This is a genomic window from Corynebacterium macginleyi (assembly GCF_003688935.1).
GTDB classification, from domain to species: domain Bacteria; phylum Actinomycetota; class Actinomycetes; order Mycobacteriales; family Mycobacteriaceae; genus Corynebacterium; species Corynebacterium macginleyi.
This window is the reverse complement of sequence record NZ_REGE01000005.1, coordinates 106419-121108: the sequence shown is the minus strand read 5'-3', so window position 1 is coordinate 121108 and position 14690 is coordinate 106419. Positions and strand designations below refer to the sequence as shown.

Here is a 14690-nt window from a genome sequence, read left to right as displayed (position 1 = left end):
CGCAGCGTGGTCCGAGCACTCAAAGGCGCTACTAGTTCTGATTAGTCCTGTGCGACGGTGACTTTGACGTCGATATTACCGCGGGTGGCATTGGAGTAGGGGCAGACTTGGTGAGCGGCATCAGCAAGTGCCTGCGCCTTGTCATGCTCCTGGGCGGGGATGATGACCTCGAGCTCGACGGCGAGCTTGAAGCCTTCGCCCTCCTTGCCAATGGATACCCGGGCACCCACGGAGGAATCGCCCAATTCAGCTTTTTCGCTGCGGGCCACTACCTGCAGGGCGGAGTGGAAGCAAGCGGCATAACCAGCGGCGAAGAGCTGCTCCGGGTTGGCGCCATTGCCGTCGCCACCCATCTCCTTCGGTAAAGCCAGAGTGAAGTCAAGGTCAGAATTGTGGACTACGGCGCGGCCATCGCGGCCTGCTCCGGTAGCGAGTGCTTCTGTGGTGTAGAGGGCGTCCATGATTGCTCCTTTTCTCAATTAATTTTCACACTAGCGGTGAGTGCAGACACCGATTGTACCCAGAATTGGTACCGGTGCCGTTCGAGTTCAGCGACCAAAGAAGTGGAAGGACGCGCTCGGACAAGGTGGTATGTCCAAGCGCGTACCGCAGACCTACTCAAGCCGCGCTGGGGGAGTGGGTGCTCCTTCTGGTGGAAGTACCTTGGGGTAGCTCTTTGATTGACTAGCAAGCTCAAGCTGCCGAAAGACGGCGAAGGCAAAAGCAGCCTTTAATTACAGGGAAAAATAATCCCCGCTGTCGCGGGGAACTAGCCAATTGACTATTCAAATGAGCACTAACATGGGCTCATCCCAGCATTAGCTGGGAGTTTGGCATTTTGCCTCCTGTAATCTTACCTCAAAAGTGGTGGAGGTTTGGGTGATTTCAAATTTTCAACATGTTTGTGCTAATTTAGGTGTACACTTGAATCAGTAGTTAATAACCCAAATTCGCCATAAAAGGGTGGACTAGGTGAGCCTGTAGTGGAGATAGAACCATGAAATTGCCAGCGAAGACAGTGGATTTTTGCACTCGTGCAGATGGTTGGGCCAGTCAACGCAGCCAGCAGGCACGGAGCTTGTGGGCGAAATCGGGTGATGGTGTAGACCATCTCAACCTGCCGCAACATATGGTTGATTCCGCTTGTGCTGCATCCCTGGTGTATAACTCTTGGCTTTCCCGTTCCGTTAGAGAGTTTCTGAAAGCCGAGTTGCGCGTTTCAGAGCTGGATGTCGAAGTTCTCTACGTCTTCCTTGCTGGGTCCCATGATGTTGGTAAAGGGATTAAAACTTTTCAGCGGCTCCTTCTTGACCGCAGTGAGGTTGCGCATTTGGTCCATGCCGTTAGCGACGTGGGGTTGGATATCGATTTGAGTGCCTCAGAGGCGAATATGTCCAAGCTTCCGCACGGTATTGCCTCTGGTGAAATTTTAGCCATCTGGCTTGAGCAGCGGGGATTTCCCCTGCCGAAAGCTAACTCTGTGTCCGCGGTTGTCAATGCGCATCATGGTGCCGCAAGTGGTCCGAATAAGGCGGTCCGAGAATTGATTCAGGATTACCCTTCGGCGTGGCGAATTGTTCATGGTGAACTTCTTGATGCCATGGCGCAACTCTGTGGGGAAAATGAGCTTGCGCAGGTGTTTGCCAAGCTGCCGAAAGTCTCACCCGCCGCTGCGCAAATACTTACCGGTTTAGTAGTTATGGCGGACTGGATTGCTTCTAATGAAAAGGCTTTCGGCTTACGTGTGGAGGGAACTCAACTAGACCGAGTGAAAAAAGCTGCAGAGCTCATTGACTTGACCTCACCTTGGGAACCGGAAACTCGATTGCATCTAGACATCGACGAGCAATTCCGGCAATCGTTTGGGTGGCCGGCTGAGTTCAAAGCGCGACAAGTACAGCAGGAAATGGTGGAGGTTGCTAGAGAGATCGATGAGCCAGCGCTCATAGTCCTGGAGGCTGAAACAGGCGTAGGAAAAACCGAAGCCGCCTTAGCAGCAGCGGAAGTGCTTGCGGCGCGTAGTGGGGCGCAAGGAATCTTTTTTGCCGCCCCGACCATGGCCACCGCGAATGGCCTATTGCAAAGGACCATCGAATGGAGTCGAAACATAACGACAGATTCGGTTCGATCGATGTACCTCGCGCATTCCAAAAATGCATTGGCCAAGCCTTATACGGATTTAAAATTTACGGGAATCAACCGTTATGAAGAAGACGGCGGCAACGTTATTGCATCGCAGTGGATGTCTGGACGGCGGCTCGGCATTCTTTCCAATTTCGTGGTGGGTACCGTTGACCAAGTGCTCATGATGGCACTACAACAGCGGTTTTCCATGCTGAGGCACGTCGGCTTGGCAGGCAAAGTAGTAATTTTTGATGAGGTTCATTCCTTTGATGTGTATTCTTCCGATTACCTCCAGAGCGCCATCGAATGGTTGGGGTTTTATGGTGCTAGCGTAATCGTCATGTCCGCCACGTTGCCGACGGATAAGCGGCGCGCATTGGTCAGCGCGTACTCCGACGGTCAATGGCCAGAGGAAGAGCCAACTGGCTACCCATTAATCACGGTGGCGACGGAAGACAAAATCCGTTCTCTAAACGTCCCGGCATCCCCAACGGATCTTGAAGCTAACATTAATTTCCTTGCAGAAGACGGAGATTCACTGCATGAACTTCTCAAAGAATGGCTCGTGGAGGGCGGATGTGTTCTTATTATCTGCAATACTATTGCACGAGCTCAGGCCGCATTTTTGGAACTCGCCGAAAGCTATGGTGATTGCGTGGAGCTGCATCATGCGGGATTTGTGGCTTGGGAACGCGTAGAAAAAGAAGATTCATTACGGCGCCAACTTGGCCCGGACGCCCACCGGGGAGCAGGACGGCCGAAACAAAAAATTGTCGTGGCTACTCAAGTAGCGGAACAGAGCTTGGATATTGATGCCGACGCCCTGATCACTGATATCGCACCGATGGATTTGCTTATCCAGCGCATCGGGAGGCTGCACCGTCACGCTCGTCCCTCCAACGATCGACCCGAAAAACTGCGCGAGCCAAAAGTTGTCATTCGCGGGATAGACACTTCCTCACCAATCCCGGAATTTGAATCAGGGGCCGAGGCCATTTACGGTCGCGCGATATTGCTATCAACCTATGCCGTCTTGCCAAATAAGATTCGCCGTCCAGATGACATCGCTCCGCTTGTAACGGCCGCGTACGACCGAAACTTTAGGCCTCCAGAGGCGTGGAAGGAATCGTGGGAAGAAGCTATTGGGACGCGTGATTTTGAAGAATCGACAGCGCATGCAGCGTCCTCGACGTTCCGATTGCCAGATCCATGGAGTACCAATGGCCTCGATGCGCTATTTGTACGGCTGCAGGACGATTCCGCAGATGATGCCGAGATCAAAGGCACAGCTCAAGTACGTGACGCAGAGCCCAGCGTTGAGGTGATCCCCATAATCAAGACTGATTACGGCTATCGCCCGTGGGGCTGGGATGAAGAAGTCATTGAGGCTGCTGATATTCCGTATAAGCTGGCTTTTCATCTTGCGTCTAGTACGGTACGGCTGCCTGTGCGAATGACCCGTTACGACGCGGACTTTGATGCGGTAGTAGATCACCTCGAAGGGGCAACCCCCGTCGAGTGGGGTGCACATTACTTACTACGGGGACAACTGGCATTGCCGTTAGATGAAAGAGGTGAGACGCAGGTAGGACGCTTTGTTCTGCGGTATACGAGCCAGCTCGGAATCGAAATTATGAGTGATGGACGTGAGTGATATGTACAAGGCACTAGTTAGGCTGAGAGCACCTTGATGTACCAGGGGCAGCCACTTGATTCAACAACTCACCTTTAAAAGAAAGGAGGCGAAAGATAATGACTGATAAAGAAACCTTCAACCTGCTCGATAAGCCATGGATTCTGTGCACAGACAGTGCGGATAATCGCAAGGCATTGAGCATTTGGGACATATTTTCTGGACAGGGTGATGCCCGCAAAATTGTGGGCGATTCACCGACCCAGGACTATGCAGTCATAAGACTATTATTGGCTATTTTTTGGCGCGCTCATGCGCAAGAATTGGCGGAAGCAGGAGACGGAAGGCGGAAACGCGCCAAGTTTGATTGGGGCGTTTGGTTCGCGGAAAAACGTGAAGAATTATGCGGGACGAAGCGGGACCAAGTTGTTTTAGATTATCTTGATGCCTTTAAAGACCGATTCGACTTACTCTCTGACACCATCCCCTTCATGCAAGTAGCGGACCTTCACTCGCAGAAAAATGAGACTCGACCGATTTCCTATATAGTTCCAGAAGCCGCTGATGAACATTTCACGATGCGTACGGCTGAGGGTCGGCGGGCAATTCCTCTAGATGAGGCTGCCCGATGGTTGCTTCACCTGCAAGCTTATGATTATTCCGGTATCAAAACCGGCGCAGTAGGAGACCCGCGCGTAAAGGGTAGTAGGGGTTATCCCATCGGCACAGGTTGGACCGGCCGAACGGGTGGAACTTTGGTGCTTGGAACTGAAGGCCTCCTAGAAACACTTTTGCTAAATACTCCTATGACAGCTGTGATGACGAAGCAGGGAACTAACCCAATTGAGCTGGATAAGCCGGTATGGGAAAGAGAACCGGATACAGCTGCGCAGCGCCGTGGCTCGGATGACAAACTTGGTGCTGTGCCCCAAGGTGCGGCTGATTTGGCAACTTGGCAGGCACGGCGAGTGCGCCTGGTGACTGAAAAAGGCCAGGTTACTCGCGTTCTCGTAGCGAATGGTGATCGCATTCCGGATGCGGGAAAAAATGTCATGAACGATCCTATGACGCCGTATCGGTATAGCCCTAACCAGTCGAAGGCTGGCCAAGACGCTTACTATGCGCGTCCCTACGATTCCACTCAGACCATGTGGCGTGCACTTGATGCTTTGGTTGCCGTGGAAGACGATCCAGGCTTCGACCAGAAAAAGGCAAAAGCTCCGAAGCGACCAGCCAATCTCAGCAATCTCGCTGCGCTTGACGGTGATGGGTACTTGAACCAAGGTGTCTTTGATATTGCTTTGGTTTCGATGGAGTACGGACCGCAGGAATCTTCAATAGCCACCACTTTTAGCACCACGATCGGGCTGCCGTTAGTGGTATTGCGCGAAGATTATCGTGGCAGACAAGCGCGTAATACTGTCCGTACCGCCGCCCAAAAGACCTACGAAACAGCCGTGAGCTTGGGCTGGTTTGAAGGTCAACTACGGGTAGCCGCGGGCGATGATTATGAATTTGGTATTAAGTCTAAGGACAGGTTTTATGCCCAGTTGGAGCCAGATTTTATTGCCTGGATGAAGAACATTTCCGCTGAAAATGCAGACAGCGCCCAAATCAACTGGCAAGAACGGGTCCGGATAGTAGCTGTCTCCCACGCAATGGAACTGCTGCGTGGCGCTGGCATGAGGGCGATCATCGGCAGGGAAGTAGATGCAGGCGAAGACGGAAAGGGCCGAATCGTCTCAGCCGGGTCTCTTTTTCAGCAGCTACAGCGGCGTTTTGATAAGAACCTGCCGTTAACAGGCAAGTCCATGCGCACTCAGAATCCTAGCTCATCTATGAAGGAAGGTGTTGCCCATGCATGACACCAGTCATCCGCAGGCAGGAAATGCTGCGGAGTACACAGGTCCGCGTTTGCGAAACTCCGTGGCACGTACCGCAGAGGCGCTGCAGAATGATTATTTGCATTCGCCACACCACAATGAACAAGCGCGAGCACGTGCAGTCCTAGCCCAGTTACGAAAGTATTCTGGGGTCCGTCTTGAACAACATCCCGTGGCGCTAGAGGAGGTTCTCCTCTTATTGGAGCCGGCACTGAGCGAACAAGAGATGGGAAAGGGCGCGGCACCATCCGCATCAGAACTCGCAGCTTTTCAAGCCCTAACAATGCTAGGTATCCATCTACAAAGCGCTAGCAGCGAAGCACATATTAGAGGTCAAAGCTTTGCACGGGCCTGCGGTCGTTTCTATGCGCACAGTCAGTCGCAATCCACGAAACCGCGGTTTGATGCCATGCTCGTAGCCCTCGATGAGGGTTCACGCCTCATACATATTCGTTCCTTGGTAACGCTATTGCGCGGGGAAAATTTGGGGTTTGACTACGGTGCATTTGCACAGGACCTGAGAATTCTCGGCAACAAAAATGCTACTCAAAAAGCGTATGCGCAGCGGCAAGGCGTGCTATTGAAATGGTCACGTGACTTCGCATTTGGTTCTTATACATCTGCTCAGACCGAACCGACTTCTTAAAATCAGTTTTCAAATTTTAGAAAGGAATTTTCGCAATGGCTTTGACCATCGATATCCACGCTCTGCAGACCCTTCCGCCTTCCCTGATCAACCGTGACGACACTGGGGCGCCTAAGTCTGCCGTTTACGGTGGCGTACCACGTCAGCGAGTCTCTTCACAAGCATGGAAGCGTGCAATCCGCAAGTACTTTGAGTCTGAAATCGACGCCGAATCTGTGGGAGACCGATCGAAGCGGCTTCCAGAGAAGATTGCACGTAAGGTTCAACAACACGCCGGATGGAATGCAGAGCGAGCTCAAAAGGAAGTCGCTGAGCTTTTCAAAGCTGCAGGAATTAAGACGGAAGTGGATGCGAAGCGAATAAAGGCGCTGAAAGATTCCGAGGAAACCACCGAAGAAGAACTAGCCGCAGCGCAGTATCCGCAGACCAAATACCTGTTGTTCTTGAGCCCACACCAGATTGAACGTGCCGCTGAGGCGATTGTTTCGGCCGACGGTGAAAAGATTAAGAAGAAAGATGCCCTGGAGATCCTCGATACCCAACACTCGGTAGATGTGGCGTTGTTTGGGCGCATGGTTGCCGATGATGCAGCTTATAACGTCGATGCTGCAGTGCAGGTTGCGCATGCGCTGGGAATCCATGCCAGCGCGCCTGAATTTGACTATTTCACCGCGGTCGATGACTTAGCTGAGGAAGGCGAAGAAACAGGTGCAGGCATGATTGGCACTGTACAAATGATGTCTTCTACCTTGTACCGCTATGCCACAGTAAACCTAGATGGACTGACGCAAAACCTTGACTCGGCAGAAAACGCAAAGCAAGCTGCAGTGAACTTCGTCGATGCATTCATCAAGTCAATGCCCACGGGGAAAATAAATACCTTTGCCAATCACACAATGCCTGAACTCATCTATGTTGCGGTTCGCGATACCCGTCCGGTTAGCCTGGTTACGGCCTTCGAAGAAGCAGTAGAGCCGACCACCGGTCAGAGCTTGCGCGTTGCTGGTGCCGATGCATTGGCGAAAGAAGAAGCCGAGTTTGAAGAAAACTACGGGCTGCGGCCTAAGGCAGCTTTTGTGGTTGGGTTGAGCGAGGCCCGCCAGGCATTCGCACAAATCGCTGAAGAAGTGACCCTTCCAGAGCTTTCGCAGCGGTTGACTTCCGCGCTTTCGAAGTAGGAGGCTTGAAACGATGACAGCATCATTGTTGTTGCTGCTTAAAGGACCGATGCAGTCTTGGGGAACGGAATCTCGCTACGCTACGCGTGCCACTTCGTCCTTGCCCTCAAAGTCAGGAGTGCTTGGCATGCTTGCAGCAGCTGAAGGGCGTAGGCGTGACGAAGATATGGCCGATTTGGCTGGCCTCAAGTTTGCAGTGCGCGTCGACCAATCAGGTAGCCTATTGCGCGATTATCAGACCGCGCAAAACTGGCAAAAAGATCCGCAAGCGTCCGCAAAGCTCATCACCCGCTATTTCCTGTCAGATGCCGCATTCGTCGCGGCAATCGAGAGTGAGGACCGCGAACAACTCGAAAATTTTGCGCAGAATCTAAACCAGCCGGTGTTTCCGCTCTATTTGGGCCGGCGTTCGTGCCCGGCTCCACCCAATGTGGTGCTTGGTGTGGTCGAAAAAACTGCGGTTAAGGCTTTACAAGAGCACAGCACATGGCACGCCACTAAGGAATGTATGAAATCAAGTGGTGGGGAAGTATCGTTGCCGATCTACAGGGACTCCCTCCCAGGAGAAACTGGCGTGGCTTGCCAGGATATACCGAAGTCTTTTGATCCGCAGCACCGCAAGTATTCATGGCGCACCGTGGTGCAAAAGGAATTTGCTATTGTGGGCAACCCCCTGGAAAGCACTGAGCGGCGGCCAGATCCGTTTTTGGAGGCGGTGATGAATGTATGAGTACTTTAACCAAAATTCTCATCAATCCTCAGCGGCGTCAAGGACGAAAGTTGCTTGCTAATCCACAGGCAATGCACGCTGCAGTCGCCGCGTCATTTCCACCGGATGTGGAACAAGAGTCTGGCCGCATTTTATGGCGCCTTGATGAGGGCGCGCATCACCATTCGCTCTACGTCGTGGGGCCGGAAAAGCCGACCGACCATGTGATTGTGGAACAAGCAGGGTGGGATACACGGCCGGCACAATCGGTTCAGTATGACCGACTGCTTAATTCGCTGACCAAGGGGCAAAGATGGCTCTTTGAGCTGGTAGCCAACCCAACTTATTCGCAAGCTAATGAAGGCAAGCGAGGCAAAGTTAAGGCTCACGTGTCTGTGGAACATCAGTTAGGGTGGTTGTATCGGCGTGCAGAAAATGCCGGATTCGGACTAGCCCCCCGGGCTGGCGATGATGTCAGCGACGATGAGCGTTCTCGGTGGTCGTTGGAAGAAGAACCCGCCATTATCGAGCGAAAAACGTTGGATTTCCGGAAAGGAAATGGCAACAGGCGTGTACGTATCGTCACAGCCCGTTACCGCGGAGCTTTAGAGGTCAAAGACCCTGGGGCTCTACGGCATACCCTTACTCATGGGATAGGAAGAGCTCGTGGTTATGGTTGCGGCCTGATGACCTTAGCTCGACCGATGGGGTCCTGATGTCTAATCCGAGTGAAGTCCCTGTCACCCGACAAGCTTTATCGCGGATGGGAGACCGAATTAGTTTTCTTTACGCAGAGCGCTGCGTGATTAATAGGGATGGTAATTCTCTAACGATAACGGACCAGCGCGGCGTGGCACACGTGCCAGCCACGCAGTTGGCGGCACTGCTGCTTGGTCCAGGGACGAGGATTACTTATGCGGGCATGGCCTTGCTTGGCGATGCCGGGGTTACCACCCTTTGGGTGGGTGAGCGCGGTGTTCGGTATTATGCGCACGGTCGGCCACCGGCGAAATCGTCCCGTATGGCTGAAATTCATGCGCAGGTAGTTTCTCACCAGCGGAAGCGTTTAGATGTGGCTCGCAGAATGTACGCCATGCGGTTTCCAGGAGAAGACGTTTCTCAGTTGACGATATCCCAGCTGCGTGGCCGCGAAGGTGCACGCATGAAGCGGATTTATGCGGCTGAAGCTCAGCGTACTGGAGTCTATTGGAATCGGAGGTCTTACGATCCCAATGATTTCGATTCTTCTGACCCAATTAACCAAGCTCTGACTGCAGGTAGCGCTGCGCTATATGGAATTGCTCACGGTGTCGTTGCAGCGCTTGGTTTCATTCCTGCCTTAGGAATAGTACATACAGGCACCGATAGGTCATTTGTCTACGACATTGCTGACCTATACAAAGCTGAGATTTCTATCCCAGCAGCGTTTGATGCTGTCGCAGCACAACAGGGTAATCCTTCCGTGGAAGTGCGTCGTCTCGTGCGGGATCAAGTTGTCTCACGCCGCCTCATGCCGCGGATGGTTCAAGACCTTAAGGCACTTTTTGATGTACCAGATAACGAGCTTGTCAGTGACGCCGAGCTAATGCTGTGGAGCGAACTTGAAGTCATTGCTTCCGGTCTTAACTGGGCAGAAGAGGACACGCTGTCATGATGGTGCTGGTTGTTACTGCTTGTCCCGCTGGGCTACGGGGCGATCTGTCGAAGTGGCTCATTGAGCTGACCCCTGGTGTATTCGTCGGACGTCCTTCTGCTCGTATTCGTGATTTGCTCTGGGAGCGTACAACCGAGCTTTGTAAAGATGGGCGTGCACTTATGGTGCATTCAGCTGCGAATGAGCAGAGAATGGAGTTCAAAACTCACCGACATCATTGGGAACCCACGGATTTCGACGGGATTACCTTGATGAGGCGGCCGGCTAAGTTTAAGCAAGCACCGCGAAGGACTGGGTGGTCTCAAGCCCGACGTAACCGTAATTCTTATAAGAAACAGAAGGGCAGGTAGTAGGCCGCGCGGAGCTTCGGCAGTAGCTTCCTTAAATTACAAGTTGTACGTAGAATTGACCTAAGGCTCGAATTTCTGCTGTTCAGCAAGAGTGCTCCCCGCGTGAGCGGGGATGAGCCCCAGAGCGGTGAAAATACCTTCGTCAAATTCCAGTGCTCCCCGCGTGAGCGGGGATGAGCCGCCGACTGGAACGAAAACGCCCTGAAAAAGGCCGTGCTCCCCGCGTGAGCGGGGATGAGCCGCACGCCGGAGACGAAACCAGCCACCGCGGCAAGTGCTCCCCGCGTGAGCGGGGATGAGCCCCTCAAATAGAGCGTCTGCCATAGTGTTCCTTTGTGCTCCCCGCGTGAGCGGGGATGAGCCGATGGTAAAGAGGGGGAGCTGCAATGACGACGGGTGCTCCCCGCGTGAGCGGGGATGAGCCTCAAAAGAACGCGACTCAGTCTTATCTGCACTGGTGCTCCCCGCGTGAGCGGGGATGAGCCGGCTCGAAAGAAGTGGTTAGAGCAGGTAGAAGCGTGCTCCCCGCGTGAGCGGGGATGAGCCGCTAATCGCTTAAAGTCTCTGCAATAGAACCAGGTGCTCCCCGCGTGAGCGGGGATGAGCCGTCCGCGATGACGTATACGGGAACGCCGACATCGTGCTCCCCGCGTGAGCGGGGATGAGCCCTAAGCGGGGTAACACGGGCCATGATGAGAGAGGTGATCCCCGCGTGAGCGGGGATAAATCACCTTGTTTTGGTAGCCCGAATCTACTGCTGGGCTTAGTAATCAAGATATCGGAAGGCCATCCAGCAAACAGGTTCGTCGCTTGACTGATGAGAACGGTATTCATTCCTGCTGATGCTCCACCGTCGGCTGCAGCCGCAGCATTGAACGCCATGTTCGACTGATACTGTCCTATGCCTGTGACACTTGGCTCAAGTAGAAAACCGTGCGACGCAACTTCATCGATGTGAATTTTGGTTCGCGTTTGAGCTAAGCCGAATTGTTCCGGCGGCTCCGTTCGAAGTGAAAAGGCGTGACTAACCAGCAAGAGTTGTTTCTCGTAGGACCGAGAATTGGTCTTTCGCGAGCAATTGACTAGTCTTTTGAGAGCGGGATGTCGTAGTCTACGACATGAATCCCGCGTGGGGCTATAGCTCAGTCGGTTAGAGCTCCGGACTCATAATCCGTCGGTCCCGGGTTCGAGCCCCGGTGGCCCCACGGTAGAAGGAGGCGTCGGCAAGCAGTGCTGGCGTCTCCTTCTTAGTTTTGGGCGCCCACGCGCTCAGGAAAGATGGCTAGACGGTCAACTCGATGCGAGTGTCAATAGTTGTGTCTTCTGGGATCTGCAGTGGACGAATCGCGAGAATCGAGCCGATACGTGGCATCCATCACCTTCCTATAAGCGTCTAGGGCATAGGCACAGACGGTTCCTTATCGGCGTCGGCAGTTGTGTCAGTGTCTTAGCTGGGACTGGGGTGCGGTGCCGACGAAGTTAGATCCTTGGTTTGCAGGGATAGATGAGCATCCTGCCCGTAAGAACGCCGGCAAGAGCACGACATTTTTCCATGGCGAATGTGGGGGAGGAGATAGAAAAGGAAAAACAGGAAAATGCAGCACCGCCGTGCATTGGGGCAGTCGAATTGCGTGCGGGCGAGCTGTGCAGTCTAATAAACGGCATGGCAGAAGTAGATCCGCTCATTGAGTCCCTCTATCGCTGGTCCGATGTCAGCGGTGTATTGCTGATGGGAATTATCGGCGGCACCATCGCCCGCAAACGGGGGTACGATATCATCGGGTTTTTCTTTATTGCGATGTTTTCCTCCTTGGGCGGGGGCATGGTGCGCGATGTGCTCATCAATCGCGGCACCGTGGCGGCGATGAGCGAGCCAGAGTATCTGTATCTGGCCTTCACAGGCGCGTTAATCGCGCGCTTTGTTTACTTTAAGGGAAAGACCTGGGATTATATCCAGGCACATGGTGATGCTGTGGTCTCTGGCCTGTGGGCCGGCACCGGCGCCGTGAAGGCTATTACTTATGGGCTGCCGCCGATTCCGTGCATCATGATGGGTGTCTTTACCGCAACCGGCGGTTCCATGATTCGCGATATTGCCATGGGGCGCGAGCCAGCGGTCTTTGGTGATAATCAGCCCACGGTGATTCCAGCCATTGCTTGTGCGGTGATTGTGCTGTTGGGAAACCACTTCGATATGTTGGCGGTCGGCATGATTGTCGGTCCGCTGGTCTCGATTTTCTTGGCACTGTTGGGCATTTGGGCCGGTTGGCGGGTACCCGCGAACCAAGAGTGGGCGCCGATTAATGATACGGCTGCGCAGGTTAAGGTTCTGGCGAAGAAGGCAGAGAACAAGGGCCGGGCCGTTGGGCGCAAGCTGGAGCCCCACCGCGTGCGTTCCTGGCGGCATCGCCAGATGGAAGAGGCGCTTCAGCGACGCATCGAAAAGGAAGTACGTTCCGGCAAGCGCCGCCAGGATGCGGCGGAAGAAGCCAGCGAGTTTTTGCAGTCCTTCGAATCGGATGTTGACCAGTTGAGCAGTGTCTCAGGCGAGTCCGAGGATATGGACTTTGGCGTGGACTTTAGTGGCGATTCCTATGAGGAAGAGGAGCAGACCTCCAGCGAAGAATCCCAGCGGCTGCTCGATACGATTTTAGAGGATGACAAGCTTACGGATGAGTTGATTGACCGCCTGATGGACCGCTACCAATCGCGTGACTAGGCCCTTAGGCCTCTGCTTGCCGATGCCCCTCCAATAAGCATCTGAGTTCGGATTTCTGGTAGGAAACTGGCATCAATTTTTCAGCGACGTGCCATATCCTTGAACCATGAATTTGAGGTTTTACTTTTTTGAGCTGTGGGGCCTCATCGTTGACCACGGCTTGCCGCTTATCGCGTTCGTGATAATCGGCATTCTTCTGCCCCGCATGGGGCGCCTAGCTATCCGGATCATCGAACATAATTTGGATGAGCAAGAAGAAGCCACCAAGGCGCGGCTGGCGCTGACTGGGGCATTGGTCTACATCGTCCAAGCTGTTGCTTACTTCCTATTGGTTGCGGCCGCACTGACTAACCTCGGCGTTCCGGCCCTGGGTGCTGCGGTGCCTGCGACGATAGTTTCTGCGGCGGTTGGTTTTGGCGCACAGTCCGTGATTTCGGATTTTCTTTCCGGATTTTTCATCCTCACGGAAAAGCAATTTGGTGTAGGTGACTACGTCTCCTTTGCCGGGATTCCCGGGGTGGAAGGCGATGTGGTGATGCTGACCCTGCGCACTACGAAGGTGCGCACACCTACCGGTGAGCTGGTGATTATCCCCAATAGTTCGGCGGGCGTGGTGACGAACTATTCTAAGGAATGGTCCCGTGCGGTGGTCAATATCAACGTCCCAGTGCACGAAGGCGAAACCCTGCCGGAGATTACGCGCCGCGTCAAGGAGATTTCAGAGCAAGCTATTCAATCCCCGGAGATCTCCGTTGATGTTGCCGGCGAACTTACAGTCCTTCCCGCCACGCAATTGGTAACCCCGCAGGTTGCCGGCCAGCCGTGGCAGGTGGGCTACCGCGTTATGGTGACGGTTAATCCCGCTCGCCAGTGGTCGGTTGAGCGCGCCATTCGTTCGGCGTTGCTCTCGGAATTCTGGGATCACTATGGTTCCGCCATCGATTTTGATGAGCTACAGGAACTGAAAAAGAAAAAACCAACGGCCGCAAAGCATGCTGCGGCGCAGTCTACTCAAGACGCTTTCATTGCCGGCGAAGGCGCCCGTTCCAATACGCCAGTGGATGACCCCACAGCAGACCAGGAACTGGTCCCAGAGGAAGTCGAGCTGGCTGAGACTAAGCTTGAAAAGCAAGCAGTGACGGATGATAGGGGCGAAGATGGCCCTGATGAAGCCGAGGAGTCGCGCCGAAAGATCTGGCGCACGATCCAGACCAATACGCAATTCCAAAAGATTGCTACCATCGGCGGGCGCGTGCGTGCCTCTACCACCGGTCTTATGGCGGCCCTCCTCGTCGTTGGTTTGCTCATCCTAGCGGCAAGCAACCCAGAGAATGGGGAGGCAGGTTGGCTATCGCCGGCTTATTGGAAGGATCGGGATACGCAATCTTCTTCTGCGGAACCGACGGAATCTGAAGGGACTTTGCCTACGGACGCCCCACTAACCACTGGCACCCCAACTGAACCGGCGGACGCTGACTCAACACCGACAACCACCAATACGGCGACTGTTCCTAGCCAACCCAGCCAGGAACCCATTTCGACTCCAAATTCCGGAGACGGGCACGGCAGCAATCAGGACGGGCCAGCTGCCTCAAACGGCGATTCTGGCGATGCCCAAGGAGATGGAGATGGAGGCCAAGGCGCTGACGGAAATAGCGGGGTCAGCGAATAGTCAGCAGCCCAAGATTCCTGCAGAACCCCAGTAGGTACTAGGAGGGCCGCCGATTACCTCGAGGCGGCCAGTCCAGATTCGACCGAGTTCCTCGGGTTGGTATATAGCACTTAAACCAGCAT

The 14690-nt window shown here is 54.0% G+C and carries 11 protein-coding genes, 1 tRNA gene and 1 CRISPR repeat array; of the genes, 11 read left to right on the top strand and 1 reads right to left on the bottom strand.

The features are described from left to right. Positions 1-41: 41 nt before the first annotated feature. Entirely contained in the window at positions 42-461 is a 420-nt protein-coding gene (locus tag D9V82_RS05555; protein WP_121911431.1) for an organic hydroperoxide resistance protein, read from the bottom strand. Positions 462-997: 536 nt separating this feature from the next. Between D9V82_RS05555 and cas3 the strand changes: the two genes are divergently transcribed. The 11 genes from cas3 to D9V82_RS05500 all read left to right on the top strand — a co-directional run bounded on the left by cas3 (position 998) and on the right by D9V82_RS05500 (position 14568). Further along, positions 998-3778, top strand: a complete 2781-nt coding sequence (gene cas3 / locus D9V82_RS05550; protein ID WP_167449738.1) for a CRISPR-associated helicase Cas3' — start codon at positions 998-1000, stop codon at positions 3776-3778. A 98-nt stretch (positions 3779-3876) separates the two neighbouring features. Next, positions 3877-5622: a type I-E CRISPR-associated protein Cse1/CasA gene (gene casA / locus D9V82_RS05545; RefSeq protein ID WP_121911430.1), complete on the top strand. Its 1746-nt coding sequence runs from the start codon at positions 3877-3879 to the stop codon at positions 5620-5622. Further along, positions 5615-6286, top strand: a complete 672-nt coding sequence (gene casB, locus D9V82_RS05540; RefSeq protein ID WP_121911429.1) for a type I-E CRISPR-associated protein Cse2/CasB — start codon at positions 5615-5617, stop codon at positions 6284-6286. The genes casA and casB overlap by 8 nt, the downstream gene beginning before the upstream one ends. Positions 6287-6321: 35 nt before the next feature. Continuing rightward, positions 6322-7464, top strand: coding sequence for a type I-E CRISPR-associated protein Cas7/Cse4/CasC (gene cas7e / locus D9V82_RS05535; RefSeq protein ID WP_121911428.1), 1143 nt, complete (start codon positions 6322-6324; stop codon positions 7462-7464). Between the two features lie 13 nt (positions 7465-7477). Further along, positions 7478-8194 (top strand): type I-E CRISPR-associated protein Cas5/CasD, encoded by a 717-nt coding sequence (gene cas5e / locus D9V82_RS05530; RefSeq protein ID WP_121911427.1) that lies wholly within the window; start codon positions 7478-7480, stop codon positions 8192-8194. Continuing rightward, positions 8191-8889, top strand: a complete 699-nt coding sequence (cas6e, locus tag D9V82_RS05525) for a type I-E CRISPR-associated protein Cas6/Cse3/CasE (RefSeq protein WP_121911426.1) — start codon at positions 8191-8193, stop codon at positions 8887-8889. The genes cas5e and cas6e overlap by 4 nt, the downstream gene beginning before the upstream one ends. Beyond that, on the top strand, positions 8889-9827 hold the full coding sequence (gene cas1e / locus D9V82_RS05520; protein WP_121911425.1) for a type I-E CRISPR-associated endonuclease Cas1e: 939 nt from the start codon (positions 8889-8891) through the stop codon (positions 9825-9827). Before cas6e ends, cas1e begins: the two co-directional genes overlap by 1 nt. Continuing rightward, positions 9824-10177, top strand: a complete 354-nt coding sequence (cas2e, locus tag D9V82_RS05515) for a type I-E CRISPR-associated endoribonuclease Cas2e (RefSeq protein WP_121911424.1) — start codon at positions 9824-9826, stop codon at positions 10175-10177. Before cas1e ends, cas2e begins: the two co-directional genes overlap by 4 nt. Before the next feature lie 91 nt (positions 10178-10268). Then, a CRISPR array of direct repeats spans positions 10269-10906; the repeat unit is 28 nt; unit sequence GTGCTCCCCGCGTGAGCGGGGATGAGCC. A 402-nt stretch (positions 10907-11308) separates the two neighbouring features. Beyond that, positions 11309-11382, top strand: a tRNA-Ile gene (locus tag D9V82_RS05510). 458 nt (positions 11383-11840) lie between these two features. Beyond that, positions 11841-12896: a trimeric intracellular cation channel family protein gene (locus D9V82_RS05505; protein ID WP_121911451.1), complete on the top strand. Its 1056-nt coding sequence runs from the start codon at positions 11841-11843 to the stop codon at positions 12894-12896. Positions 12897-13002: 106 nt separating this feature from the next. Beyond that, a complete protein-coding gene (locus D9V82_RS05500) occupies positions 13003-14568 on the top strand; it encodes a mechanosensitive ion channel family protein (protein WP_121911423.1) in 1566 nt (521 codons plus the stop codon). Positions 14569-14690: the final 122 nt, after the last annotated feature.